The organism is Curtobacterium sp. VKM Ac-2889 (assembly GCF_015350855.1).
In the GTDB taxonomy this organism is placed as follows: Bacteria; Actinomycetota; Actinomycetes; order Actinomycetales; family Microbacteriaceae; genus Curtobacterium; species Curtobacterium poinsettiae.
Genome location: NZ_JADKSC010000005.1, coordinates 201,448 through 227,154, shown reverse-complemented (window position 1 = coordinate 227,154; position 25,707 = coordinate 201,448). Strand labels below are relative to the sequence as shown.

23 protein-coding genes are annotated in these 25,707 nt (G+C 70.3%); 8 read left to right on the top strand and 15 right to left on the bottom strand.

All coding sequences use genetic code 11. The features are described 5' to 3' along the window. Window positions 1-32 precede the first annotated feature (32 nt). The 3 genes from ITJ50_RS16200 (at window position 33) to ITJ50_RS16190 (ending at window position 3,912) form a co-directional block, all read left to right on the top strand. The gene (locus tag ITJ50_RS16200; protein ID WP_194590930.1) at window positions 33-1,097 is read left to right on the top strand and encodes a ubiquinol-cytochrome c reductase iron-sulfur subunit; all 1,065 of its coding nucleotides are present in this window, start codon (window positions 33-35) and stop codon (window positions 1,095-1,097) included. Next, the gene (locus tag ITJ50_RS16195) at window positions 1,097-2,785 is read left to right on the top strand and encodes a cytochrome b (protein WP_042537208.1); all 1,689 of its coding nucleotides are present in this window, start codon (window positions 1,097-1,099) and stop codon (window positions 2,783-2,785) included. Before ITJ50_RS16200 ends, ITJ50_RS16195 begins: the two co-directional genes overlap by 1 nt. Window positions 2,786-2,952: 167 nt before the next feature. Then, entirely contained in the window at window positions 2,953-3,912 is a 960-nt protein-coding gene (locus ITJ50_RS16190; protein ID WP_017887340.1) for a phosphodiesterase, read from the top strand. A 629-nt stretch (window positions 3,913-4,541) separates the two neighbouring features. Here the strand turns inward: ITJ50_RS16190 and ITJ50_RS16185 are convergent. Genes ITJ50_RS16185 through ITJ50_RS16170 form a run of 4 tightly spaced genes read right to left on the bottom strand, consistent with a single transcriptional unit; the run spans window position 4,542 to window position 8,689 of the window. Next, window positions 4,542-6,095: a stealth conserved region 3 domain-containing protein gene (locus ITJ50_RS16185; RefSeq protein WP_017887341.1), complete on the bottom strand. Its 1,554-nt coding sequence runs from the start codon at window positions 6,093-6,095 to the stop codon at window positions 4,542-4,544. 49 nt (window positions 6,096-6,144) lie between these two features. After that, window positions 6,145-6,528: a DUF6804 family protein gene (locus ITJ50_RS16180; RefSeq protein ID WP_071251795.1), complete on the bottom strand. Its 384-nt coding sequence runs from the start codon at window positions 6,526-6,528 to the stop codon at window positions 6,145-6,147. 47 nt (window positions 6,529-6,575) lie between these two features. After that, window positions 6,576-7,160: a GDSL-type esterase/lipase family protein gene (locus tag ITJ50_RS16175; protein WP_017887343.1), complete on the bottom strand. Its 585-nt coding sequence runs from the start codon at window positions 7,158-7,160 to the stop codon at window positions 6,576-6,578. Further along, window positions 7,157-8,689, bottom strand: coding sequence for an SDR family oxidoreductase (locus ITJ50_RS16170; protein ID WP_031259825.1), 1,533 nt, complete (start codon window positions 8,687-8,689; stop codon window positions 7,157-7,159). The genes ITJ50_RS16175 and ITJ50_RS16170 overlap by 4 nt, the downstream gene beginning before the upstream one ends. Before the next feature lie 43 nt (window positions 8,690-8,732). Between ITJ50_RS16170 and deoC the strand changes: the two genes are divergently transcribed. The 3 genes from deoC (at window position 8,733) to ITJ50_RS16155 (ending at window position 11,336) form a co-directional block, all read left to right on the top strand. Next, window positions 8,733-9,464, top strand: coding sequence for a deoxyribose-phosphate aldolase (deoC, locus tag ITJ50_RS16165; RefSeq protein WP_082046801.1), 732 nt, complete (start codon window positions 8,733-8,735; stop codon window positions 9,462-9,464). Between the two features lie 135 nt (window positions 9,465-9,599). Next, window positions 9,600-10,553 carry an ROK family protein gene (locus tag ITJ50_RS16160; protein ID WP_017887346.1) on the top strand — a complete coding sequence of 318 codons (954 nt, stop codon included), beginning with the start codon at window positions 9,600-9,602 and terminating at the stop codon, window positions 10,551-10,553. A gap of 192 nt (window positions 10,554-10,745) precedes the next feature. Continuing rightward, entirely contained in the window at window positions 10,746-11,336 is a 591-nt protein-coding gene (locus tag ITJ50_RS16155; RefSeq protein ID WP_194590929.1) for a hypothetical protein, read from the top strand. A gap of 670 nt (window positions 11,337-12,006) precedes the next feature. Here ITJ50_RS16155 and ITJ50_RS16150 read toward each other — a convergent pair. The 9 genes from ITJ50_RS16150 to ITJ50_RS16110 all read right to left on the bottom strand — a co-directional run bounded on the left by ITJ50_RS16150 (window position 12,007) and on the right by ITJ50_RS16110 (window position 21,146). Continuing rightward, the gene (locus ITJ50_RS16150) at window positions 12,007-14,331 is read right to left on the bottom strand and encodes a RelA/SpoT family protein (RefSeq protein ID WP_228500332.1); all 2,325 of its coding nucleotides are present in this window, start codon (window positions 14,329-14,331) and stop codon (window positions 12,007-12,009) included. Between the two features lie 69 nt (window positions 14,332-14,400). Beyond that, entirely contained in the window at window positions 14,401-14,748 is a 348-nt protein-coding gene (locus ITJ50_RS16145) for a rhodanese-like domain-containing protein (protein WP_194590928.1), read from the bottom strand. After that, window positions 14,748-15,752 (bottom strand): protein translocase subunit SecF, encoded by a 1,005-nt coding sequence (gene secF / locus ITJ50_RS16140; RefSeq protein ID WP_056068655.1) that lies wholly within the window; start codon window positions 15,750-15,752, stop codon window positions 14,748-14,750. The genes ITJ50_RS16145 and secF overlap by 1 nt, the downstream gene beginning before the upstream one ends. After that, complete coding sequence (gene secD, locus ITJ50_RS16135; protein WP_017887352.1) at window positions 15,752-17,503, bottom strand: protein translocase subunit SecD; 1,752 nt, start codon at window positions 17,501-17,503, stop codon at window positions 15,752-15,754. The genes secF and secD overlap by 1 nt, the downstream gene beginning before the upstream one ends. Window positions 17,504-17,594: 91 nt before the next feature. After that, window positions 17,595-17,981 carry a preprotein translocase subunit YajC gene (locus ITJ50_RS16130; protein ID WP_017887353.1) on the bottom strand — a complete coding sequence of 129 codons (387 nt, stop codon included), beginning with the start codon at window positions 17,979-17,981 and terminating at the stop codon, window positions 17,595-17,597. A 90-nt stretch (window positions 17,982-18,071) separates the two neighbouring features. Beyond that, entirely contained in the window at window positions 18,072-19,115 is a 1,044-nt protein-coding gene (gene ruvB / locus ITJ50_RS16125; RefSeq protein ID WP_017887354.1) for a Holliday junction branch migration DNA helicase RuvB, read from the bottom strand. Continuing rightward, window positions 19,112-19,732: a Holliday junction branch migration protein RuvA gene (gene ruvA, locus ITJ50_RS16120; protein WP_017887355.1), complete on the bottom strand. Its 621-nt coding sequence runs from the start codon at window positions 19,730-19,732 to the stop codon at window positions 19,112-19,114. The genes ruvB and ruvA overlap by 4 nt, the downstream gene beginning before the upstream one ends. Then, window positions 19,729-20,376: a crossover junction endodeoxyribonuclease RuvC gene (gene ruvC / locus ITJ50_RS16115; protein ID WP_017887356.1), complete on the bottom strand. Its 648-nt coding sequence runs from the start codon at window positions 20,374-20,376 to the stop codon at window positions 19,729-19,731. Before ruvC ends, ruvA begins: the two co-directional genes overlap by 4 nt. 2 nt (window positions 20,377-20,378) lie before the next feature. Further along, window positions 20,379-21,146, bottom strand: coding sequence for a YebC/PmpR family DNA-binding transcriptional regulator (locus ITJ50_RS16110; RefSeq protein WP_017887357.1), 768 nt, complete (start codon window positions 21,144-21,146; stop codon window positions 20,379-20,381). Window positions 21,147-21,312: 166 nt separating this feature from the next. On the opposite strand from ITJ50_RS16110, the gene ITJ50_RS16105 reads away from it, so the two are divergent. Then, entirely contained in the window at window positions 21,313-22,629 is a 1,317-nt protein-coding gene (locus ITJ50_RS16105; protein ID WP_194590927.1) for an AAA family ATPase, read from the top strand. Continuing rightward, window positions 22,629-24,086 (top strand): tetratricopeptide repeat protein, encoded by a 1,458-nt coding sequence (locus ITJ50_RS16100; protein ID WP_194590926.1) that lies wholly within the window; start codon window positions 22,629-22,631, stop codon window positions 24,084-24,086. The genes ITJ50_RS16105 and ITJ50_RS16100 overlap by 1 nt, the downstream gene beginning before the upstream one ends. Before the next feature lie 86 nt (window positions 24,087-24,172). On the opposite strand, the gene pdxT is transcribed toward ITJ50_RS16100, so the two are convergent. Together pdxT and pdxS are read right to left on the bottom strand one after the other, a co-directional pair. Beyond that, window positions 24,173-24,784 carry a pyridoxal 5'-phosphate synthase glutaminase subunit PdxT gene (gene pdxT / locus ITJ50_RS16095; protein WP_042537197.1) on the bottom strand — a complete coding sequence of 204 codons (612 nt, stop codon included), beginning with the start codon at window positions 24,782-24,784 and terminating at the stop codon, window positions 24,173-24,175. Next, on the bottom strand, window positions 24,774-25,694 hold the full coding sequence (gene pdxS / locus ITJ50_RS16090; RefSeq protein WP_017887361.1) for a pyridoxal 5'-phosphate synthase lyase subunit PdxS: 921 nt from the start codon (window positions 25,692-25,694) through the stop codon (window positions 24,774-24,776). Before pdxS ends, pdxT begins: the two co-directional genes overlap by 11 nt. Between the last annotated feature and the right edge of the window lie 13 nt (window positions 25,695-25,707).

Below are 25,707 nucleotides of genomic sequence, written 5' to 3'. Positions count from 1 at the left end.
CGTCCGTGTCGAACGACACTGAAGGGAACACCATGGCAGAGCACGACGACGAGACGCTGAACTCGTCCTCGGCTGTCGAGAAGCACGGCACGACCACCTCCCCCGGGATCGCGGTCCTCCCCGTCGACCCGTTCGAGAACCCGGGCGAGCCGCCGCACCGTCCGCGTCGCACCGACGTCGACCCGAAGAAGCAGCGTCTGGCCGAGCGCCAGGTCGCCGCCTACTTCTACCTGTCGATCGTCGGCAGCGTCCTGTCGATCGCCGCGTACATCGCCTTCCCGATCGACCCGAGCGACTTCGGGACGGTCCGCACCGCGAACCTCTTCCTTGGCCTGTCGATCGCCCTCGCGCTCCTCGCCCTCGGTCTCGGTGCCGTCTACTGGTCGAAGTCGCTCGTCGTCGACCGTGAGATCACGGAGCTCCGCCACGGCACCCGCGGCACCGACGAGACCCGCGCCAAGGCGGTCGAGGCGTTCCAGCTCGCCGACAAGGAGTCGGGCTTCAGCCGTCGCAAGCTGATCCGCAACTCGATGATCGGTGCTCTGGTCGCGTTCCCGCTCCCCGGCATCGTCCTGGTCCGTGACCTCGCTCCGGCCGAGGACCCGAACGAGCTGCTCCGTCACACCTTCTGGAAGCAGGGCCTGCGCCTGACGAAGGACCCGACGGGTCTTCCGATCAAGGCCTCCGACGTCACCATCGGTTCGGTGTTCCACGTCATCCCCGAGGGCATGCTCGAGTCCGAGCACATGCTCGAGGAGAAGGCGAAGGCCTCCGTCCTCCTGATGCGTCTCGACCCGAAGGACCTCAACCCGTCCAAGGGCCACGAGAACTGGGGCTACGACGGCATCGTCGCGTACTCCAAGATCTGCACCCACGTTGGGTGCCCTGTCGCGCTCTACGAACAGCAGACGCACCACCTGCTGTGCCCGTGCCACCAGTCCACCTTCGATGTCTCGAACAACTGCGAGGTCATCTTCGGTCCGGCAGCACGCCCCCTCCCCCAACTTCCTATCGCGATCGACGACGACGGCTACCTGGTTGCCCAGAGCGACTTCCACGAGCCGGTCGGACCGTCCTTCTGGGAGCGTGAACGCTGATGACCAGCACCACCACCACCGCACCGAACACGTCGACGAACAAGCCGGCACCGGAGCGCGGATCCCGCATCATCGGCGGGGTCTCGAACTACATCGACGAGCGCACCAGCATCTCGGGCCTCGTCAAGGAAGTCGGCCGGAAGATCTTCCCGGACCACTGGAGCTTCATGCTCGGCGAGGTGGCGCTGTACAGCTTCGTCGTCGTGCTGCTCTCCGGGACCTTCCTGACGTTCTTCTTCCAGGCGTCCATGACCGAGGTCATCTACAACGGCTCGTACGTCCCGCTCAAGGGTGTTGCGATGTCGACGGCGCTGCAGTCCACGCTCGACATCTCGTTCGACATCCGTGGCGGGCTCTTCGTCCGTCAGGTCCACCACTGGGCAGCCCTGCTGTTCGTGGCGTCGATCATGCTGCACATGGCCCGCGTGTTCTTCACCGGTGCCTTCCGCAAGCCGCGTGAGCTCAACTGGGTCTTCGGCTTCCTGCTCTGGGTCCTCGCCATGGCCGAGGGCTTCACCGGATACTCGCTCCCCGACGACCTGCTCTCCGGAAACGGCCTGCGGATCATCGTCGGCATGATCGAGGGTGTCCCGGTCATCGGCGTGTGGATCGCCTACCTGCTCTTCGGTGGCGAGTTCCCGGGTACCGACATCGTCGGCCGCCTGTACACGCTGCACATCCTGCTGCTGCCGGCGATCCTCGTCGCGGTGCTCGGTGTCCACCTCGTGCTCGTCGTGATCAACAAGCACACCCAGTTCGCCGGTCCGGGCAAGACCAACGAGAACGTCGTCGGCGTCCCGATCCTCCCGGCGTTCGCCGCGAAGGCCGGTGGCTTCTTCTTCATCGTCGCGGGCATCCTGGCCCTCATCGCGTCGCTGTTCACGATCAACCCGATCTGGAACTACGGCCCGTACGACCCCTCCCCGGTGTCCGCCGGTACCCAGCCCGACTGGTACATCGGCTTCGCCGACGGCGCGCTGCGTCTGGTGCCGCCGCACTGGGAGGTCGTGTGGTTCGGCTACACGGTGTCGTTCAACATCCTGGCGCCGATCGCGGTCCTGGTGCTGCTCATCCTGGCGATCCTGCTCTACCCCTTCATCGAGGCGTGGGTCACGGGCGACAAGCGTGAGCACCACATCCTCGATCGTCCGCGCAACGCCCCGACGCGCACCGCGTTCGGTGCCGCTGGCATCACGCTCTACGCGAGCCTCTGGGCAGCAGCCTCGTCGGACATCATCGCGACGCACTTCCTGGTGTCGATCGAACACGTGATCCACGTGATCCAGGCGACGACGGTCCTCGGTCCGTTCATCGCCTTCTGGATCACGAAGCGTGTCTGCCTCGCCCTCCAGAAGAAGGACCGCGAGATCGTCCTGCACGGGTACGAGTCGGGCCGCATCGTCCGACTCCCCCACGGTGAGTACATCGAGGTGCACGAGCAGCTCGACGAGTACGAGCGGTGGAAGCTCCTGCAGTTCAACGAGTACAAGCCGCTGATGATCCGCCCGAACGCCAAGGGCAAGATCACGGGTCTGCAGAAGGTCCGCGCCGGCGTCTCCCGCTTCTTCTTCGAGGACCGCATCGAGCCGGTCTCGAAGGCCGAGCTCGAGGCAGCGCACGCCGCGCACCACGGCCCGAACCTCGAGGGTGGCCACCAGGCTCCCCAGGTCGGCCCCGGGGATCACTGATCCGAGGCACACGAAGCAACCCCCGTCACCAAGTGGCGGGGGTTTCTTCGTGCACAGGGCAACACGCCGCCCCCAGTTCACGGCTGGTTCACCGTCACGTGCTGGACTCGTCCAGGACGGTGTGGCAACGTGTTGCACCACGCATCCGCCAACGGAATGAGACCCCGATGGACAGCCGGACGGCCGAACACCCCAGGCCGAACCACTTCCTCCTCCACCTCAGCGACACGCACCTCGTATCCGGGGATCGTGATCTCTACGGCGATGTCGACTCCGCCGCGCGGCTCACGCAGATCGTCGCGGACATCGAAGCCTCGGGCACGCGTCCCGAAGCGATCGTCGTCACCGGCGACGTGGCCGACAAGGGCGAGCCGGGTGCGTACGCCCGCGTCCGCGCGATACTGGAGCCGGCGGCCGAGCGCATCGGTGCGCAGGTGATCTGGGCGATGGGCAACCACGACGAGCGCGGCGCCTTCCGCCAGGAGCTCTTCGGTCTGCAGCCCACCGACCGCCCGGTCGACTTCGTGTACGACGTCAACGGTCTCCGTGTGATCACCCTCGACACGAGTGTGCCCGGTCACCACCACGGCGAGGTCTCCCCCGAGCAGCTCGACTGGCTCGCCGAGGTCCTGTCCGAGGCGGCACCGCACGGCACCATCCTGGCGATGCACCACCCGCCCGTGCCGAGCGTGCAGGACCTCACCGTCCTCGTCGAACTGCGCGACCAGCAGGCCCTGGCCGAGGTCGTCGAGGGCAGTGACGTCCTCGCCATCATCGCCGGGCACCTGCACTACTCGACCAGCGCCGTGTTCGCCGGCATCCCGGTGTCCGTCGCCAGTGCGACCTGCTACACGCAGGACCTCACGGAGTACCAGGGCGGCACCCGCGGCCGGGACGGCGCGCAGTCGTTCAACCTCGTGCACGTGTACGGCCACAACGTCGTCCACTCCGTCGTGCCGATCGGGCACTACGCCACCGTCGGGCAGCCCGTCTCCGCTCTCGAGACCGAGGCGAAGCTCGCGGCACACGGCGTGACGATCCCCGCAGCCGTGGAGCCCGCACCGGTCACCTCGAGCATCCCGGTCTTCACGCTCGACTCGGTGCCCGTCTCCCCCGTTCACCGGTAGCACTCCGCACTTCGCGAGCAGAAGAGGTCGGGTCCGTCACGCGGACCCGACCTCTTCTGCTCACCAAGCGTGGGCGCGCGTGGGCGCGCATGGGCGGTCACGACTCCCCGCGGGTGGTGCGTCCCGTGGTCACGTTCCGTCGTCTGGCGGCCCGGCAAGCGACGGTTCGTGACCGTTGGGCGGGCGGCCGACGGGGTCTCCTGACCGCGCGCGGGCACGCACGTCCGGACGGCACGCCGGACGGACTGGAGGCCCGTGGCGGGCGCGCCACGGGCCTCCAGGCTCGCGGGATGGTCGGGACCCACCGCACGTGGTGCGTCGCGTGGTCACGTTCCGTCGTCTGCCAACGGCGAGGCCGACGGCTTGTGACCAGTCGGCGCGCAGGTCGCGGGGTGTCGTGACCGGTCGGCGTGCGGCTGCGGCCGACACGCGTGGCCGGGTTCCGGCTCCGGGCTCGCAGGCTCGCCCGGAGCGCCCCAGCAGGCCGCTGGCGCGTCGTACGCCCACCGTGGGACCGGGCTCGCAGGCTCGCTCGCAGCGCCCCAGCAGGCCGCTGGCGCGTCCTACGCGCACCGTGGGACCGGGCTCGCAGGCTCGCCCGGAGCGCCCCAGCAGGCCGCTGGCGCGTCCTACGCGCTGGGGCGCTCCCACGGCGCGGGGAACGGGAAGTACCGCTCCAGGAAGTCCGTCACGCGCTGCGTGCGCTCCTCGTCGCTGACCTCCGGGAAGCTGCCGTCGTTGAGGCAGAAGAAGTCCACGTTCCGCTTCTTCAGCAGGTCGTCGAGGGCCTTGAGTCCGGAGACCATGGTCGTGTCGATGTACCCGACGGAGGAGTTCTCCTGGATGATCGCCCGGCCGGTGAGCAGCGAGTAGTAGTGGTAGAGCGAGTTCGTCACCGAGATGTTGTCGGCGGCGCGGAAGCGTGACGCTGCAGTGGCCGCGAACTCGTCGGCGAACTCGTGCTCCATCTCGGTCATGATCGACGCACGCAGGGGCGTCGGCGCGTGCTCGAGGTGGCGGGTCGTCACCGCGCCGAAGCGCTGCTGCAGGAGGCCGCGGTTGACCCGGGCGGAGTTCTCGAAGCCGCTGCGTGCCGGGTTGTTGGAACCGAGGCCGATCCGGGTCGACGCGAGGATGAACTTCGTGACCGACCCCGGGCTGTAGAACACCGAGGGGTCGACCAGCCGGCCGAAGAACATGTCGTCGTTCGAGTAGATGAAGTGCTCGCTGATGCCCGGGATGTGGTGCAGCTGCGACTCGACGGCCTGCGAGTTGTGCGTCGGCAGCACGGACGGGTCGGCGAAGAACTCCTCGCTGCGGACGATCCGGACCTTCGGGTGGTCGGCGAGCCAGTGCGGCGCAGGCGAGTCCGTGGCGATGTAGATCTGGCGGATCCACGGCGCGAAGGTGTGGACCGAGCGCAGCGCGTACTTCAGTTCGTCGATCTGGCGGAAGCGGGCGGGAGCGTCGTCGCCCTCGCCCAGGACGGCGTTCGACTGTGCGGCCTGGCGAGCGCGCTGGTACTCGATGGCGTTGCCGTCGACCCACGAGAAGACGATGTCGATCGGGAACCGGATGTCCGAGACGTGGTCGTCGAACATGTGCTCGACGGTGCGCCAGGTGCGGCCGTAGCGCTCGATGTCGACGAGGACGAACTCGTCGATCGGCAGGCTGCGACGCATCAGGGCGTTCTCGACGGGTGCGAGGACCTCGGTGTCGGTGACGCGCCAGAACTCGAGCTGGACGCTGGTCTCGGCGCCGTAGCGCAGGCGTCCGAGGGGCTCGAGGCGCGGGCGGAACACACGGAGCACGGGTTCCTCGACGGAGCCGAGTCCGTCGTCCTGCACGAGCACTGCCGGCTTGCCCGGGGGCTTCGCGTAGAACGGCTCGTTGACGGCGGCCGACATCACGGCGCTCTCGGCTCGCTGGCGGTCACGCTCGTCCAGCGCGATCACCGGACGCTGGTCGTTCCCGCGGATGAGCAGGTGGTCGACGTCAGCCGCGGTGAGTGCGTCGTCGAGGAACAGCAGGTCCTCGATCATCGACTGCTGCGGCGTGAGGTGTCCGTTGATCAGGGTCAGTCGTCCCTTGCGGACGACGACGTCGGATCGGTCGAGACCGCCGGAGGACGGTCGAGGGTTCAGCAGAGGACTCTCGGTCACCGGCTCGGTCTCGTCGTTCATCCATGCCCTTCGGGTCGTGCGGCCGGGTCCTGTACCCGACCTGCCGATCCTACCGTCCGTCGGTCTCGCGGGGCACCTTGACCACGATGCCCACCACGATGAACAGTGCGGCGGCCACCAGCTGCAGGCCCGCCCACACCTGCCCCGGGATCGGCACCGTGACGAGCGGGTTCCAGCAGACCGCGACCGCGGCCATGAGCAGCGCGGCCCACCAGACCTTCCCCCGCACCGTGAAGACGAGCACGATCAACGCGAGGACGGTGACGCCCCAGCGGGCGAAAACGAACCCCGACGAGTCAACGATGGCGACGCACGCCAGGAGTACGATCGCAGCGATCAACCCGGGCGCCAGCGCCGGCCGGGTGAACGGCGGCGTCTCGCGTGCGCGGGCGGCCGGTGCGGCGGCGGCGGGTCGCGAGGATCCCGCGGGCACGCCGTGTTGCGACGACCCCACCGGGGGCCGCCCCTTGCGTGCGGCCATCAGTCCGAGTCGCCGTCGATGGTGATCGCCTGGATCGACCGCGACATCGGCGGCAGCTCACGGACCCGCTCGAGGGCCGGCACGAGTTCACCGACGAACGCGCGGTAGCCGTCCTCGGTCAGGTGCAGGCCGTCTTCGGTGAATCGGGCGTCCAGGTGGTCGCCGTCGGCCAGGGCGGGCCAGGCGTCGAGGTACTGGGCGTGGCAGGTGGCGACGAACTGGCGCAGGTGCCGGTTCGCCTGCTCGATCTTCGCGGCGTACTCGGACTGCCGCGGCAGGATCGAGACGAGCAGCAGGCGGACACCCGGCAGTTCACGGCGGAGCGTGACGAGCGCGGTCTCGACGTTGCGGACCACGTGCTCGGCGCTGGCGCGGTGGCCGCCGAAGTCGTTCGTGCCGATGAGCAGCACGATCACCTCGGGCTGCTCGGCGACGACGGCGTCGAGGCGCGTCAGCACGCCGTCGGTCGTGTCGCCACCGATGCCCTGGTTCAGCGTGTGCTCGTCGGGGAGCCAGGTGTCCCAGTCGCCCTGTTCGGTGATGCTGTCCCCCAGGAAGAGGACGGGGCTGCGGTCGTCGGTCATGCTGCCTCCTCGTGCGCCGGCTCGGGGGTCCCGGTCTGCTGCGTCCGGTTGCGCTGCGTGGACTCGGTCTGGTCGGACTCCCGCTCGGCGGCGGCGGTGATGCGCTCGACCATACCGGGGAAGATGATGCCGTGGAACGGCAGGATGCCGTACCAGTACAGGCGTCCGGCGAGTCCCTGCGGGAAGTAGATCGCCCGCTGGCGGTAGTCGCTGCCGCCTTCGGGGTTCGGCGTGACGGTCATCTCGAGCCACGCGCGGCCCGGCGACTTGAACTCGGCACGGAGCCGCAGGTACCGGCCGCGCTCGAGCCGTTCGACGCGCCACCAGTCGAGCGCGTCGCCCTGCTCGAGGCGCTGTTGGTCGCGACGGCCACGGTTCAGTCCGACGCCGCCGGCGATCTTGTCCATCCAGCCGCGGGCGACCCAGGCGAGCGGGAACGAGTACCAGCCGTTGTCGCCACCGATCGACTCGACGACACGCCAGACGTCCGCGGCGGAGGCACTCGAGTGCCGCTTCCGGTCGTCGACGTAGACGGTGTGCCCGGCCCAGTCGGGGTCGTTCGGCATCGGGTCGGCGGAGGCGCTGGAGAGCGTCGCGCTCCGCCAGCTGGTCTGCACCTGGCCGGTGCGCATCTTGTTGAGCGCGAGGCGGACGGCCCGACGGTACGAGGTGAGCCCGCCCTCGGGCTTCGGTACGACGTCGTCGATGTCGTGCTCGCGCTGGACGCACTCGAACTGCAGCGACTCGATGATGGGCGTCGCGAGCTTGCGCGGGATCGGGGTGACGACGTTGAACCAGTGCGCGGCGAGCCGCGGGGTGAGCACCGGCAGCACGGTGATCGGGCGCTGCGGCAGCTTCGCCTCGACCGCGTAGCCGTTCAGCATCTGGCCGTACCGCAGGACGTCGGGGCCACCGATGTCGAAGGTGCGGTTGACGTCGGCGGGGACGTCCAGGGCGGCCACCAGGTAGTAGAGGACGTCGCGCACCGCGATCGGCTGGATGCGGTTGCGGACCCAGCGCGGCGCAGGCATCCACGGCAGGACGTCGGTGAGGTGCCGGATCATCTCGAACGAGGTGCTGCCCGAGCCGATCACGACGCCGGCCTGGTACGCCACGGTGGGCACACCGGAGCCGAGGAGGATCTCCCCCACCTCCTTGCGGCTGCGGAGGTGCTTGGACAGCTCGCCGTCGGGGTGCAGCCCGCCCAGGTAGACGAACCGGCTGACCCCCGCCGTCTTCGCCTCGTGCGCCATGGTCTCGGCGGCCTCGTGTTCGGCCGACTCGAAGTCGCCGTCGGCGCCCATCGCGTGGGCCAGGTAGTAGACCGCCTCGACCCCGTCGACGGCGGCGCGGACCGCGTCGGCGTCCTGGAGGTCGCCTTCCGCGACGTCCACGTCGCTGCTCCACGGGACGTCCTGGAGCTTCCGGGGGTTGCGCACGAACACCCGGACGGAGTGGCCGGCTTCGAGGAGACGAGGGACGAGACGACCACCGATGTACCCGGTGGCGCCGGTGACGAGGACCTGCATGCCCTGCACGCTACGCGGCACGCCTGACGGGTAGGCTTGCCGGGTGGACAACGCAGCCTTCCCCGTCACCGCCGATGCCGTCCGCGGCCTCATCGACCACGCGATCCTGAAGCCCGAACTCACCCGCGCGGACGTCGACGCCCAGCTCGACGAAGCCGCCGCCCACCGCGTCTTCAGCGTCTGTGTCCGTCCGAGCGACGTCGCGCACGCCGTCGAGCGCCTGACGGGCACCGGCGTCGGTGTCGGCACCGTGATCGGGTTCCCGCACGGCACCACGTCGACCGCGGCGAAGGTCGCCGAGTCGCTGCAGGCCCTGGCCGACGGCGCCTTCGAGCTGGACATGGTGCAGAACATCGGCGCCGCGAAGTCGGGCGACTGGCAGCGCGTCGAGCAGGACGTCCGCGCGGTCGTCGACGCCGCCGGGGACACCGTCGTCAAGGTGATCCTCGAGACCGCCTTCCTGACCGACGACGAGATCGTCGCTGCCTCGCGTGCGGCGCAGACCGCGGGTGCCGCGTTCGTGAAGACCTCGACCGGGTTCGCCGGCGGCGGCGCGACCGCCGAGCACATCGCCCTGATGCGCCGCACGGTCGGTGCCGACACTGGCGTGAAGGCCTCCGGCGGCGTCCGCGGCCTCGACACCCTGCTCGAGATGGTCGAGGCGGGCGCGAACCGCATCGGCACGAGCGCCTCGGCCCGCATCCTCGACGAGGTCGCGCACCGCGCCGAGACGGGCGCCGCGTCGGCGCTCGGCGACGACACGACGTCCTACTGAGCGGACACGGCTGAGCCCACCCGGCTGAGTCCATCCCACCCAGCCCGACCCACCACGACCAGGCCGGCGCCCACCGGACGCGACGACGCGTCGGTGACGCGCACCGGGCCTCCAGACCGCCGCATCGGAGCGCGCATGTCCAGCACCGCACCCCAGTCCCCCGCCCTCGCCCTGGCCGTCGACCTCGGCGGCACGAAGGTCGAGGCCGCGCTCGTCACCGACCAGGGGGTCGTGCTGCCCGCGACGCGGTTCCGCAGCCCCACGGGGCCGCAGCGCACCTCGGACGAGCTGCAGGCCGCCGTCGACGAGGTCGTCACGGCCGCGCTCGGCGCACTGCCCGCGGACACGACGCTCGTCGGCGTCGGCGTCGGCTCCGCCGGCCCGGTCGACGAGGAACACGGTCTGGTCTCGCCGCTCAACATGCCCGTGTGGCGGGGCCACCCGCTGCGCGACCGGATAGCGGCCCTCGTGCCGGAGAACGTGCCGGTGACGCTCCGCATGGACGGCCTGGCGATCACGCTCGCCGAGCACTGGGTCGGGGCTGCCCAGGGCTCCGACCACGTGATGGGCATGATCGTCTCCACCGGTGTCGGCGGCGGGCTCATCCTGCACGGCCGCACGGTCAGCGGCCCGACGGGGAACGCCGGGCACATCGGCCACGTCGAGTGTGGCGGCTACGACGACCCCTGCGCCTGCGGCGGGACCGGCTGCCTCGAGGCGATCGCCAGCGGCCCCAAGACCGTGGCCTGGGCTCGTCGGCAGGGCTTCGCGGGCACCACCGGCGAAGAGCTCTCGGCCGCGTACGCCGCCGGCGACGACATCGCGGTCGCCGCGGTCAAGCGCAGCGGCCGTGCCCTGGGCCAGGCCATCGCCGCCGCCACCAGCCTGGTCGACCTCGAGGTCGTCGCGATCGGTGGCGGGTTCTCGCACGTCACGCCCGACCTGTTCGAGTACGCCCGGCAGGCCGTGGCGGAGCGTGTCGAGTTCGGCTTCGTCACGAAGGTGCGGATCGTGCCGACGGGACTGTCGCAGGACGGCCCGCTCATCGGCGCCGCGGCGCTCGTCCACCGCGCCGACGTCCTGCGCTGAGCGCGCACGCGCCGCGTCGCGGCCTCCCGGCAGGCTGCCGTCAGGTGGCAGCGTCATCGACGCGCTTCGCGCTCTCGACGTGACCGGTGACCGCCTGGAGGCGCGGTGCGGGCCCGCCACGGGCCTCCCGGCCGGTCCGGGGCTTGTCCACAGGCCTGTCGGTCGCGACCGCAGGTCGGGCAGGATGTGCGGGTGCCCCGCCCGCGACTGCTGACCAGTGACGACTGGCCGGAACCCGAACTGCGGGCGGCGGTCCTGGCCGGCGAACTGGTCGCGGTCGGGCCGTGCTGGGCCTCCCCTGCCGAACCGCAGACGCCGTCGTTGCGTGCCGCCGCGGCTGGCTGGGTGCTGCGCGACGCACGCTTGATCGCCTGCACGCTGACCGCCGCGTGGATCTGGGGTGCGGTGTCCCGTCCGCCGGCGCCGCTCGAGGCGTGCATCCCGCCGCAGGTCCGCGTGCACGTCGGCCCGGAGGTGCGCCTGCGCGAGGTCCGGATCGACGTCGACGACACCGTCGTCCTGGCGCGGCTCCGGGTCGCGCTGCCGGCGCGGACCGCGATCGACCTGCTGCGGATGCCGGGGCCGACTGCGGGTGCGTTCGGCGCCGCTGAAGCGTCGGCCGTCCACGGGTTGCTCGCGATCGGAGCGGTGAGCGCCGCGGAGCTGCGGACGCGCCTGACGGCCCTTGGCACGATCCCCATGGTGCGACAGGCCGAGCGGCGGTTGCGTGCGGTGCAGGACGGTGCCGGGGGTGCTGGGGGTGCTGGGGGTGCGATCCGGTAATGCTTGTGGGTGGGGTCATCGGTGGCGGGTGCAGGTGGTCACAACACCCCGCTCACGTCCGCCGAGTGGTCGCGACCTGTCGGGTGGCGGGGCCGCAGTCGACGGTTCGTGACCGGTCGACGATGCCCGCGCGACGAGTCGTGACCGGCGACGGGCGGAAGGAGCGGGTCGGAGCCGCCGCGCGCCTCCGTTCCGGCGCGTGCGAGCGGTCAGGGCACCCCGCTCACGTCCGCCGAGTGGTCACGATCTGTCGGTTGGCGGGGCCGCAGTCGACGGTTCGTGACCGGTCGACGGTGCCCGCGCGACGAGTCGTGACCGGCGACGGGCGGAAGGAGCGGGGCGGGGCCGCCGCGCGCCTCCGGTCCGGTGCCTGCGGGCGGTCAGGACACCCCGCTCACGTCCGCCGAGTGGTCACGGACTGTCGGGTGGCGGGGCCGCAGTCGACGGTTCGTGACCGGTCGACGGTGCCCGCGCGACGAGTCGTGACCGGTCCGCGGGCGGGAGGCGCGGGGCGGGGCCGCCGCGCGCCTCCGGTCCGGCGCGTGCGGGCGGTCAGGGCACCCCGCTCACGTCCGCCGAGTGGTCACGACCTGTCGGTCGGCGGGGCCGCAATCGACGAGTCGTGACCGTCCGAGAAACGGACCGGGAGGCGCTGGGCCCTGCTCCGGTACTAGCCGGCGCTGACGCGGTAGACGTCGTAGACGGCGTCGATGCGACGCACCGCGTTGAGCACACGGTCGAGGTGGATGGTGTCACCCATCTCGAACACGAACCGGCTGAGCGCCAGGCGGTCGGACGAGGTCGACACCGTCGCGGACAGTATGTTCACGTGGTGATCCGTCAGCACTCGGGTGACGTCGCTGAGCAGGCCAGACCGATCGAGCGCCTCGATCTGGATCTGCACCAGGAACACCGACTTCGACGACGGGGCCCACTCGACCTCGATCATCCGGTCGGGCTCGTTCATGAGCGACTTCACGTTGGTGCACGACGACTGGTGCACGGAGACGCCCTGGCCACGGGTGATGAAGCCCACGATCTGGTCGCCCGGCACCGGGGTGCAGCACTTCGCGAGCTTGACGAGGATGTCGGGCGCCCCGCGGACCAGCACGCCGCTGTCGCTGGTGCGCAGCTGGCGACTGGTGACCTGGCGGGGGAACGCGAGTTCGGGTTCGTCGGCCTCGGTCTCGGTCTGGACGTTCCCGAGGACCTTCTCGATCACCGACTGGGTCGAGACGTGGCCCTCGCCGATGGCGGCGTACAGCGCGGAGACGTCCTCGTAGCGCATCGACGAGGCGACCTCGGCGATGCTGTCCTGGCTCATGATGCGCTGGAGCGGCAGGTTCTGCTTGCGCATCGCACGCGCGATGGCGTCGCGGCCCTGCTCGATCGCCTCTTCGCGGCGCTCCTTGGTGAACCACTGCTTGATCTTGTTGCGCGCGCGGGGGCTGCGGACGAACTGCAGCCAGTCCTGCGAGGGGCCGGAGTCGGGGTTCTTCGACGTGAAGATCTCGACCACGTCACCGCTGGAGAGCTGGCTCTCGAGCGGGACCAGGCGACCGTTGACCTTCGCACCCATCGTGCGGTGGCCGATCTCGGTGTGGACGGCGTAGGCGAAGTCGACCGGGGTGGCGCCGGCGGGCAGACCGATGACCTTGCCCTGCGGCGTGAAGACGTACGTCTCCTTGGCGCCGATCTCGTACCGGAGCGAATCGAGGAACTCGCCCGGGTCGCTGGTCTCGGCCTGCCAGTCGGTGATGTGGGCGAGCCACGCCATGTCCTGGTCGTCGGTCGTGGACGAGGTGCCGGCGTCACGGCCGGCAGCGCGCTGCTTGTACTTCCAGTGGGCGGCGACACCGAACTCGGCACGCTGGTGCATCTCGTGCGTGCGGATCTGGATCTCGACCGCACGGCCCTGTGGTCCGAGCACCGTGGTGTGCAGCGACTGGTACAGGTTGAACTTGGGGGTCGCGATGTAGTCCTTGAAGCGACCGGGCAGCGGGGTCCACCGCGCGTGCACCGAGCCGAGCATGGCGTAGCAGTCGCGGACGGTCGGCACGAGCACGCGGATGCCGACGAGGTCGTAGATCTCGTCGAACTCACGACCCCGCACGATCATCTTCTGGTAGATCGAGTAGTACTGCTTCGGCCGACCCATCACGTCACCGCGGACCTTGGCGGCCTTCAGGTCCTTCTTGAGGGTGCCGATGACGTTCTGGACGAACTGCTCACGCTTCGGTTGGCGTTCCTTGACCAGACTGTCGATCTCGACGTAGAGCTTCGGGTGCAGGACCGCGAACGACAGGTCCTCGAGCTCGAGCTTGATCATCTGGATGCCGAGCCGGTGCGCGAGGGGCGCGTAGATCTCGAGCGTCTCCTTCGCCTTGCGCGTGGCAGACGCGGACTCGACGAAGCCCCAGGTGCGGGCGTTGTGCAGACGGTCGGCGAGCTTGATGACGAGGACGCGGATGTCCTTCGACATCGCGATGACCATCTTGCGGACGGTCTCGGCCTGTGCGCTGTCGCCGTACTTGACCTTGTCGAGCTTGGTGACGCCGTCGACGAGCATCGCGATCTCGTCGCCGAAGTCCACCCGCAGCTGGTCGAGCTGGTAGTCGGTGTCCTCGACGGTGTCGTGGAGGAGCGCGGCCGCGATGGTGATCGTCCCGATGCCGAGGTCGGCCAGGATCTGCGCGACCGCGACGGGGTGCGTGATGTACGGCTCACCGGACTTGCGCTTCTGCCCGTCGTGCGCGCGCTCGGCGACCGAGTAGGCGCGCTCGATGAGGGTCACGTCGGCCTTGGGGTGGTGCGACCGGACCGTGCGGATCAGGGTGTCCACCGCACCGGCCGGCTGCGCGCGCGAGAACAGGCGCGGCAGCAGTGAGCGGAGGGAACCGAGGTTGCCGGTGGTGTTCGGACCGATCGGGCTCGAGGGCTGCGGGGCGGAGCCCGGGCGGCTCGGCGCGGACGGCTCTTCGCGGGTGTCCGTCATGATGCGCCTCCCAGGACTCGGTCCGAGAGCTCGATCCGAGCTCGATCCGACAAGACTACGCGTCCCCGGTCAGCGCCCGTGACGCGGTTCGCCCTGGGCGTCGCGCTCCACCGGTGCCCCCGCCTGCTCCCAGGCGAGCATGCCGCCGGACAGGTTGACGGCCGGGACACCCGACTGCTCGAGCGCCGCGACGATGCGCGAGGACCGGCCGCCGGAGTGGCAGACGATGATGGCCGGCTGGTCGCCGCCGTCGATCTCCTGCCAGCGGTCCACGAACTCGGACATCGGCACGAGCGTGGCCTGCGGAGCGTGGACCTCGTCCCACTCCCCTTGCTCACGCACGTCGTAGAGCCGGGCCCCGGCATCGATGCGGCGCTGGGCCTCGGCGACGTCGATCTGCTGGATCTCGATGGGCATCAGACGCTCGCCTCTGCCGCGTCGACCTCGCGCCGGCGCTTCTCGGCCGCCGCGGTCTTCTTGGCGTCGGACTCCTTGATCTTCGGTTCGTTCTCGCGCAGCTGCGCGTACATCGGCGACGCGATGAAGATCGTCGAGTAGGTGCCGACGATGATGCCGATGAACAGTGCGAGCGAGATGTCACGCAGGGTGCCGGCGCCGAGCACGTACGATCCGATGAAGAGGATCGCCGCCACCGGCAGCAGTGCCACGACCGAGGTGTTGATCGATCGGACGAGCGTCTGGTTGACCGCGAGGTTGACCGACTGCTTGAAGGTGCGGATCGACTCCTGCGCGGTGTTCTCGCGCACCTTGTCGAAGACCACCACGGTGTCGTAGAGCGAGTACCCGAGGATCGTCAGGAAGCCGATCACCGCCGCGGGCGTCACCTCGAGCCCGACGATGCCGTACACGCCCGCCGTGATGAGCAGGTCGTGCAGCAGCGCCGCCATCGCGGAGAGTGACATCTTCCAGGTGCGGAAGTACAGCGTCATGAAGACCGCGGCGAGGGCCAGGAAGATCACCAGACCACGGATGGCCTGCGCGAGGACGTCGGCACCCCACGTCGCGCCGATGAAGGTCGCGGCGACCTGGCGCTCCGGGACGTCGTAGGCCTTGGCCAGGGCGTCCTGCACGTCGGTCGTCTGGGCGTCGGTGAGCTGCCCGGTCTGCACGCGGATGCCGTGCGTGCCGAGCTGCGAGACACGAGGGATGGTGTCGGCGACGACGCTCTCGACCGTGTCGGTCGCGATGCTCTGGTCGAGCGACTTGACGTCGGAGATCGTGAACTCCGAGCCGCCGGTGAACTCGATGCCGAGCTGGTACCCGCCACGCAGCCACGGCGTGACGAGCGAGATCACGATCATCGCCAGGGCGATGAGGTACCAGGTCTTCCGGCGCCCGATGATGTCGTACGACCGCTTCCCCGTGTAGAGGTCGCTGCCGAACTGGCTGAAGCTGGCCATCAGTCGTCCTTCCCGTCCGGCGTCGAGCCGTTGTCGCCGGAGGCCTGCTGGGCCTTCCGCTCCGCGATCGTCTGTCGGCGCTGCGCCTCACCGGCACTGCGCTGGCGCTTGCCGTCCACGACGGGTGCGCGGAACTGCGCACGCCCCCGGTAGACGGCACCGAGTGCTGCCGGGTCGAGCCCGCTGAACCGGTGGCCGTCCCCGAAGAACCGGGTCCGGGCGATGAGCTGCATCATCGGGTGGGTGAAGAGTGCGACTACCACGATGTCGATGAGGGTCGTGAGCAGCAGCGTGAACGCGAAGCCCTTCACGTCGGCGACCGCGAGCACGTACAGGGTGACGGCGGCGAGGAAGTTCACCGCGTCGGACGCCAGGATCGTGCGCAGCGCGCGCTTCCAGCCGGACTCGACCGCGCTCTCGAGGGCACGGCCGTCACGGAGTTCGTCACGGATGCGCTCGAAGTAGACGATGAACGAGTCCGCCGTGATGCCGATCGCGACGATCAGGCCCGCCACACCTGCCAACGACAGACGGTAGTCGACGCGCCACGACATGATCGCGATCACGAGGTACGTGATCACGGCGGCGATCCCGAGCGACAGCACGGTGACGAACGCCAGGGCGCGGTACTGGATCACGGAGTAGATGATCACGAGGATCAGACCGATCAGACCGGCGACGAGGCCACCGATGAGCTGCGCGGTACCGAGTGTCGCCGAGATGTTCTCGTTCGACTGCACCTGGAAGTTGATCGGCAGCGCACCGTACTTGAGCTGGTCGGCGAGGGTCTTGGCAGACTCGGCGGTGAAGTTGCCGCTGATCTGCGCCTTGCCGTTCGTGATCGCGGAGTTCGTCGTCGGTGCGGTGATGACCGAACCGTCGAGCACGATCGCGAACTGGTTCTGCGGCTGCTGGAGCGAGACGAGACGGTTGGTGACCGTGCGGAAGTCCTTCGAGCCCTCGCCGTTGAAGGTCAGGTTGACGGCCCACTGGCCGGTCGACGTGCCCTGCGAGTCGGTGGCGAGCCCCGAGGTGGCGTTGCTGATGTCGGCGCCGGACACCTCGACCGGGCCGAGGATGTACTTGCCGGCGCCGTCCTGGTCGCAGGTGACCAGGGGCTCGTCGTCGGGCGCGGTGGTGACGTCGCCCGGTGCTGCGCAGTTGTAGTTGGTGTACAGGTCCTGCAGCTTCGGCGTGACCCAGTTCAGGTCGCTCGCGTTCGTGGGCTTCGCGCTGGGCGTCGCCGCGAGCGAGGCGGGCGGCGAGTACGGCGTCGGCGATGCGGTGCCCTTGCCGTCGTCACCGACAGCGGAGTTGGTCGCAGCCTCGGTGTACAGGACGGGCCGGAACGTCAGCTTGGCCGCGGCCTCGATGCGGTCGATGGTGGCCTTGTCGGGGCGACCCGGGATCGAGACGACGATGTTGTTCGCGCCCTGCGTGTTGATCTCCGACTCGGAGACACCGGTGGCGTCGATGCGCTGGCGGATGATGTTCACCGCCTGCTGCAGCTGCTGCGAGGTGACGGAGTCGCCCTCGGTGTTCTGCGCCGCGAGGGTCAGCTGCGTGCCGCCCTGCAGGTCCAGAGCCAGCTCGGGTACCCAGCTCGCGCCCTGGTACCACTTGTCGGTGTCGTCCTTCGAAGAGCCGGCGAGGATCGACGCGGCGGTGTTCAGGCCGGCGAGGATCGCCATCAGGATCACCAACCAGGTGAGCGAGCGCAGCGCCTTCTTGACGGGTGTCGATCGTGCCACCGGTCGTCTCGTCTTTCTGTTCAGGACCGTCGGCACACCGTGCGACGGCAAGAGGAAGCCGCCGGATCAGACGACCCGGCGGCCGAGGGCGTCAGTCGTCGGACTTGCGCTTCGTGGCGTCGGTCTCGTCGGCACGCTCGCCGTAGACCGGCTCACCGTTGAGTTCCGCCACGGGCTTCGGCTCGTCCTCGGTGGTCGTGGTGGTCTCGACGTCGGAGGCGTTGTCGTCGACGACGCGCGACAGGGTCTGACGGTGCACGGTGACGATGGTCCCCGGTGCGATCTCGACGTCAGCGGTGACCTTCTCCTCGTTCACGGAGAGGAGCGTGCCGTACAGGCCGAAGGACAGCATGACCTTGGCGCCGGGGACCATCTTGTCCACGAGCTCGGCCTGCTGCTTCTTGCGCTTGCGGCTGTTGTAGAACATGAAGGCTGCGAACGCCACGACGATGACGATGAGGATGACTTCTTGACCCATGATGCGTTGCCTTCTCTGGTTGCTCGGTTTCGGGCCGTAGCAGTCTAGGGCACGCCGGTGTCCGTGGCATGTCACTCGACTGATCGGCGTTCAGTCGTCGGTGTCCGGGTCGTCGAAGAGCCCCGGCTGCCCGCCGTCGGCCTGCCCCGGGGTGAGGCCGAGGTGCCGCCAGGCACGTGGTGTGGCGATGCGCCCACGGGGCGTGCGGGTCACGAGACCGACCCGGACCAGGAACGGTTCGACGACCGACTCGATCGTCTCGGACTCCTCGCCGACGGAGACGGCGAGGGTGTTCAGACCGACCGGTCCGCCGTCGAACCGGGTCAGCATGGTCTCGACCACGGCGCGGTCGAGCCGGTCGAGCCCGAGTTCGTCGACGTCGTACAGGTCGAGGGCGCCCTGGACCGCCGCCATGCCGTCGGTGGTGCGGTGCACGAGCGCGTAGTCGCGCACCCGACGGAGCAGGCGGTTCGCGATGCGCGGGGTGCCGCGGGAACGCCCGGCGATCTCGCGCAGGGCGGTCCGGTCGATGTCGAGCTCGAGCAGGTGCGCCGCGCGGATCAGGACCTGTTCGAGCTCGTCCTTCTCGTAGAACTCCAGGTGGGCGGTGAACCCGAAGCGGTCCCGCAGCGGGTTCGGCAGCAGGCCGGCCCGGGTGGTGGCCCCGACGAGCGTGAAGGGCGCGAGGTCGAGCGGGATGCTCGTGGCACCCGCGCCCTTGCCCACCATCACGTCGATGCGGAAGTCCTCCATCGCCAGGTAGAGCATCTCTTCTGCCGAGCGGGCCATCCGGTGGATCTCGTCGATGAACAGGACCTCGCCGGGGACGAGCGACGAGAGCACGGCCGCCAGGTCACCGGCGTGCTGGATCGCCGGGCCGCTCGACATCCGCAGCGGGCGCCCCGTCTCGTGCGCGACGATCATCGCGAGCGTGGTCTTGCCGAGGCCGGGAGGGCCCGCCATCAGGATGTGGTCGGGCGTGCGCTCCTGCATGCCGGCGGCCTTGAGGAGCAGGTCGAGTTGCCCGCGGACCTTGCGCTGCCCGACGAACTCGTCGAGCGAGCGCGGACGGAGCGCGCCTTCGAACGCGAGTTCCTCCTGCGACTCGGCACCGGCGGACGTGATGCCGCTCATCGGCCGGCTGCCGCGGGTCGCAGGGCGCCGAGTGCGGCGCGGAGCAGCGCCTGGGTGCCCATCGCGGCGGCGCCTGGCTCGTTGGCGACGGCGTCGTCGACGGCGGCCTGTGCAGCGTCTTCGCGCCAGCCGAGGCCGATGAGCGCCGAGACGACGTCGACCGCTGCGGGGTGCACTGCGGTCCCTCGCGCCGCGGCGACGACGGCGGCCTGTTCGAAGGCCACGAGCTTGCCGGAGAGCGCGACGATGATGAGCTTGGCGGTCTTCGGGCCGATGCCGGAGACCTTGCGGAACGCGCCGTCGTCCTCGTTCGCGACGGCGTTCGCGATCTGCGCCGGGTCCATGTGGGCCAGGACGCCCATCGCGGACTTCGGGCCGACGCCGGACACCCCGCGGAGCAGGTCGAACACCTGCAACGCGTCGGTCGACTCGAAGCCGAAGAGCAGGTGCTCGTCTTCGCGCACGATCATCGCGGTCCGAACGAACACCTCGGACCCGTGGCGCATGGTCAGTGCGTGCGCAGGGGTCACGGTGACGGCGTACCCGACTCCCCCGACCTCGACCACCACGGCCGAGCCGGCGATGTCGATGCAGGTGCCCCGGAGACTCGCGATCATGCTCCGAGCCTAGGGCCGCCCACCGACGACGCGGACCTGCCACGCTGCGGGCGGGCCGCGGCTGCGGCCGCGCGGGCGAGCGGCGAGTCGGTGGTGCCGCCCTGGGCGTCCCGCCAGGCACGCTGTGCCGGGGTGAGGTTCGTGGCACGCGAGCCGGCGGCGTCGGGTGATCCGAGCCTCCAGGCATGGCACACGGCCAACGCGAGCGCATCGGCGGCGTCGGCCGGCTTCGGGGCCTCGTCGAGTCCGAGCACGCGCGCGATCATCGTCTGGACCTGCCGCTTGTCGGCGTTGCCGTAGCCGGTGACGGCGGCCTTGACCTCGGACGGGGTGTGCAGCCCGACGGGCAGGCCGCGGGCCGCCGCGGCGTGCAGCGCCAGGCCGGCCGCCTGCGCGGTGCCCATCACCGTGCGGACGTTCGCCTGCGCGAACACCCGCTCGACCGCGACCGCGTCGGGGTGGTGCTCGTCGATCTCGGCGGCGATGCCGTCGGCGATCCGGAGCAGCCGCTGCTCGAGCGGCATGTCCGGCGGGGTGCGCACGACCGTCACGTGGACGAGTCGTGCGCGCCGGTTCGGTGCGACCTCGACGACGCCGACGCCGCACCGGGTGAGCCCGGGGTCCACCCCGAGCACACGGAGCACGGCTACTCGCCCTCGTCCTCGTCGAGCTCGGCCTGGACGTCCGCGGGGATGTCGAAGTTCGAGTAGACGTTCTGCACGTCGTCCGAGTCCTCGAGCGCGTCGATCAGACGGAACACCTTGCGGGCGGTCTCGGCGTCGACCGGGACCTTCAGCCCGGGCACGAACTCGGCGTCGGCGGAGTCGTAGTCGATCCCGGCGTCCTGCAGCGCCGTGCGGGCTGCGACCAGGTCGCTCGCCTCGGTGATGATCTCGAAGCCACCGCCCTGGTCGATGACGTCCTCGACACCGGCGTCCAGCACCGCGGTCATCACGGTGTCCTCGTCCAGGCCGTCGGTCTTCGTGACCGAGATGACGCCCTTGCGCGAGAAGTTGTAGGCGACGCTGCCCGGGTCGGCCATGGTGCCGCCGTTGCGCGACATCGCGGTCCGGACCTCGGCCGCCGCACGGTTCTTGTTGTCCGTGAGGCACTCGATCAGCATCGCGACGCCGTTCGGGCCGTAGCCCTCGTACATGATCGTCGTGTACTCGATGGTCTCGCCCGTGAGACCCGCACCGCGCTTGACGGCGCGGTCGATGTTGTCGTTGGGGACCGAGGTCTTCTTCGCCTTCTGCACGGCGTCGACCAGGGTCGGGTTGCCGGACATGTCGGCACCGCCCATCTTCGCGGCGACCTCGATGTTCTTGATCAGCTTGGCGAATGACTTGGCACGGCGCTGGTCGATGACGGCCTTCTTGTGCTTGGTCGTTGCCCACTTGGAATGCCCGGACACGGTTCTCCTTGCGTATTGCGGAAAGTCCCGCTCAGTTTAGCGGTCCACGGGCCGTCCACCGGCCTGGAGGCGCGGCGCGGCTCCGTCATGCCGGCGCGGATCCGGTGGGCGGTCGCGTCCACCGCCCTACGATGGTCCGGCAGGGAACGAACCACCAGGGGGACGCATGACCGATCCGTTGTCCGCACTCGCCGCAGCCGTCACCGCGCTGCCCGAGGACCGCGCGTTGCGCCTGCGGTACGCCGAACTGCTCGCCGACGCCGGGCGGCACGGCGAGGCGATCGAGCAGGCGGGCACCGTGCTGCAGCAGGCACCGGACGACGAGCAGGCCGCCGGGATCGTGCGGGCGTCCGCCCTCGCCGCCGCGGCCTCACCAGTTGTCGGTCCGGAGAGCCCCGGCGAGGACGGGAGCGGCGAGGACGGCGGGGGCGAGGACGGCAGCGGCGAGCCGACGGCGGCCCCGGCGACGCCGACGCACGGCGACGGGATCGACTGGTCGGCGCTGGAGCGGTCGATCGCAGACCCGACCGAAGCGCCGTTCCTCGAGCGGGCGGTGACCGAGGACGGCGAGACGGTCGCGGCCGTGCCCGAGGACGCCGACCCCGTGGTCGAGGTCCGGCGCGAGACCGTCCGACTCGCCGACGTCGGTGGCCTCGAGGCCGTGAAGCGCCGGATCGACGAGTCCTTCCTGCAGCCGATGGCGCACCCGGAGATCGCGGCCGCGTTCGGCAAGCAGCTCCGCGGGGGCCTGCTCCTGTACGGGCCGCCCGGGTGCGGCAAGACGTTCCTGGCCCGCGCGATCGCCGGCGAGCTCGGTGCGCACTTCCTGTCCGTGACGCTGACGGACGTGCTCGACAAGTTCATCGGCGAGAGCGAGAAGAACGTGCACCGCGTCTTCCGTGAGGCACGGCGGCACGCCCCCGCGGTGCTGTTCTTCGACGAGATGGACGCGATCGGCGGGAAGCGCAGCGGCAACACGTCGTCGTCGTTCCGGAACGTGGTGAACCAGCTCCTCGTCGAGATGGACGGCGTCGACTCGCAGAACGACGGCGTCTACGTGCTCGCCGCGACGAACCACCCGTGGGACGTCGACGCCGCGCTGAAGCGCCCGGGCCGGTTCGACCGGATGGTCCTGGTCCGCCCACCGGACGAGGACGCCCGTGAGGCGATCCTCCGAGGACACCTGCAGAAGCGCCCGATCGAGGGCATCGACCTCCAGGACCTCGTCCGACGGACCCGTGGGTTCTCCGGCGCCGACCTCGAGCACCTCGTCACGACCGCTGCCGAGAAGGCGATGACCGACTCGATCCGGTCCGGTGCCGTGCGACCGGTGCGGATGCCCGACCTGCGCGACGCCCTCAAGGAGGTCAAGCCCTCCATCGGCCCCTGGGTGCAGGCCGCCCGGAACGTGGCCGAGTACTCGAACAGCAGCGGCGAGTACGACGACATGGCCGAGTGGTTGCGCGAGGAGCGCGAGCTCTGATGGTGGACGCCGTCGACGTCGTCGTCGAACGCGCGGACGCCCTGCTCGGGTTCGGGCGTCCCGACGAGGCCAGGACGGTGCTCACGGCGGCGGTCGCCGACGCACCGGACGACGTGCGGCTCTGGGCGAGCCTCGCCCGAGCCGAACGGGCGCGGCACGACCACGCGTCCAGCCGGGTCGCGGCGGAACGCGCGCTGGCGATCGACCCCGAGCACGCCGGCGCGATGTGGACCCGGATCAACGCACTCCTCGAGACCAAGGAGCGGGTCGAGGCCAAGCGCGCCGCCGACCGCCTGCTCGAACGCAGCCCCGACTGGGCGCAGGCGCACCTGCTCTGGGCCTTCGCGTACACCCGGTGGTCCCGGGCCAAGCGCACCATCACCGAGGAGCAGATCTGGCCCCTCGCCGACGTGCCGCGGGCCGCGGCCGCCCTCGACCGGGCACTCGAACTGGCCCCGCACGACGCCGTTCTCCTCGCTGACGCCGCCGGTTGCTACCGCGCCCTGGCCTGGACGGACGAGACCTACCGGGCGCGGGCGACCGCCGCACTGGACCGCGCCCTCGAACTCGACCCGAACGACGAGTGGGTGATGCTCGCGGCGGGATCGGTGCTGTCCGCGCCGGGGCGGGTCGCCAACGCGGCGCAGGTGCTCGCGCAGCACCCGAGGTCGTGGGAGGCCCTCCGCCGCGTGGACCACGGGGTCTGGAACCTCGTGTCCATCCCGGTGGCGGTCGTCACCTGGCTGCTGCTCGCCTCGGTCCTCGGCGCCCACGTCGCGGCGGGCGGCGGCGCGAACGTGGTGACGAAGACGCTCGGCTGGGGCGTGACCGGGGTCGGGGCCCTCTGGGTGCTGGTGGTCGAGGTGGGCTCGTTCGTGGCGTTCCCCCGCGGCCTCCTCCGCCGGACCGTGCGCCGCATCCCGCTCGTCCCGGTCGTCCTCGTGCTGACGGCCGTCACGTGGATCGTCGGCACCGCCGTCGCGGTGGTGCTGCTCGCCGGGATCGTGCCACCGGACGGCGACGCTGCCGCCGGGCTCGTCGCGGTCCTCGCCGTCGCCCTCCTGCTCGAGTCGGCTGCGCGGAGCGCGATCACGATCGCCCTCCGGCGGACGCAGGAGCGATCGGGGCTGTGGGCCGGACCGGTCGCCGAACGGGGACGCCGCAGAGAAGACGACAGCGACCGGACCGGAGCGCTCCTCGGGGGCCTGGCCGCCCTCGCCGCCTGGCTCCACGTCGCACTGTCGGCGCCGTCCGTCGCCACCTGGGCAGCCTGGTCGGTACCGCTCCTGCTCGCCGCGCGGGTGTTCGTGTTCCGGTACTCGGCGGAGCTCCTGCGCGCGGACGACGGACGACGCCGACCGCGGGCCGTGGTGGATGCCGTGCTCGCGGGCGTGTTCGCCACCGGGGCGGTGGGCGCCGTCGGCCTGCAGGTCGCGACGGCACTCGGCGTCCTCTGACCGACGGCCAGGGGTCTTCGCTCGGTGCTCGGTGCTCGGTGCTCGGTGCTCCGTTGTCGGTGCTCGGCGTCGCCGTGCTCCCGCGGTCAGGCGGTGCGGACCAGGTCCAGGAACCGGCGGTGGAAGCGGTCTTCGCCAGCGACCTCGGGGTGGAACGCACTCGCGATGACGTTGCCCTGCTGCACTGCGACGACCTGGCCGTCCGGCAGGGCGCCGAGGACGTGGACGTCGTCACCGCGCTGCTCGACCACCGGGGCGCGGATGAACACCGCGTGCACCGGTGCCTCGCCCAGGTCGGGCATCGGGATGTCGATCTCGAACGAGTCGTTCTGCGCACCGAACGCGTTGCGCCGCACCGTGGTGTCGAGCACGTCGAGGGTCTGCTGCCCGCTGATGCCGTCGGTGATCCGCGACGACAGCATGATCATCCCGGCGCAGGTGCCGTAGGTGGGAAGCCCACCACGGATGGCGTCGGCGAGGGGCTCGGCGACCCCGAAGGCGCGGGACAGCTTGTCCATCACGCTCGACTCGCCCCCGGGGATCACGACACCGTCGAGGGTCCCGATCTCCTCCGGACGACGGAGTGGCACCACGTCGGCGCCGAGCTCGGTCAGCGAGGCGATGTGCTCCCGGAAGTCACCCTGCAGCGCCAGGACCCCGACGCGGGGCCGAGCACCGCTCGTCGGACTACCAGCCACGCTCGGCGAGGCGGTGCGGTGCGGGGACGTCGGCGACGTTGATGCCGACCATCGCCTCGCCCAGACCTCGGGAGACCTCGGCGATGACCTTCGGGTCGTCGTGGAAGGTCGTGGCCTTGACGATCGCAGCGGCACGGGCCGCCGGGTCGCCGGACTTGAAGATGCCGGAACCGACGAACACGCCGTCGGCGCCGAGCTGCATCATCATCGCGGCGTCGGCCGGGGTGGCGACACCACCGGCGGTGAACAGGACGACGGGGAGCTTGCCGGTGCGGGCGACTTCCTGCACGACGTCGATCGGGGCCTGGAGCTCCTTGGCGGCGACGTAGAGCTCGTCGTCGCGCAGGTTGCGGAGCGCCGCGATCTCCTTGGTGATGGTGCGGATGTGCTTGGTGGCCTCGGACACGTCACCCGTGCCGGCCTCGCCCTTGGAGCGGATCATGGCTGCGCCCTCGGTGATGCGGCGGAGCGCTTCGCCCAGGTTGGTGGCACCACAGACGAAGGGGGTGGTGAACTTCCACTTGTCGATGTGGTTGACGTAGTCGGCCGGGGACAGCACCTCGGACTCGTCGATGTAGTCGACGCCGAGCTCCTGCAGCACCTGCGCCTCGACGAAGTGGCCGATGCGGGCCTTCGCCATGACGGGGATCGACACCGCGGCGATGATCTCCTCGATCATCGAGGGGTCGGACATGCGGGCCACGCCGCCCTGCGCACGGATGTCCGCGGGGACGCGCTCGAGGGCCATGACGGCGGTCGCACCGGCTTCTTCCGCGATGCGGGCCTGCTCGGCGTCGACGACGTCCATGATCACGCCGCCCTTGAGCATCTCGGCCAGGCCGCGCTTGACGCGGTCGGAGCCGGTGATCGAGGTGCCAGGGGTGCCGGAGGTGCTGGTGCTGTCGCTCATGATGCCGACCAGT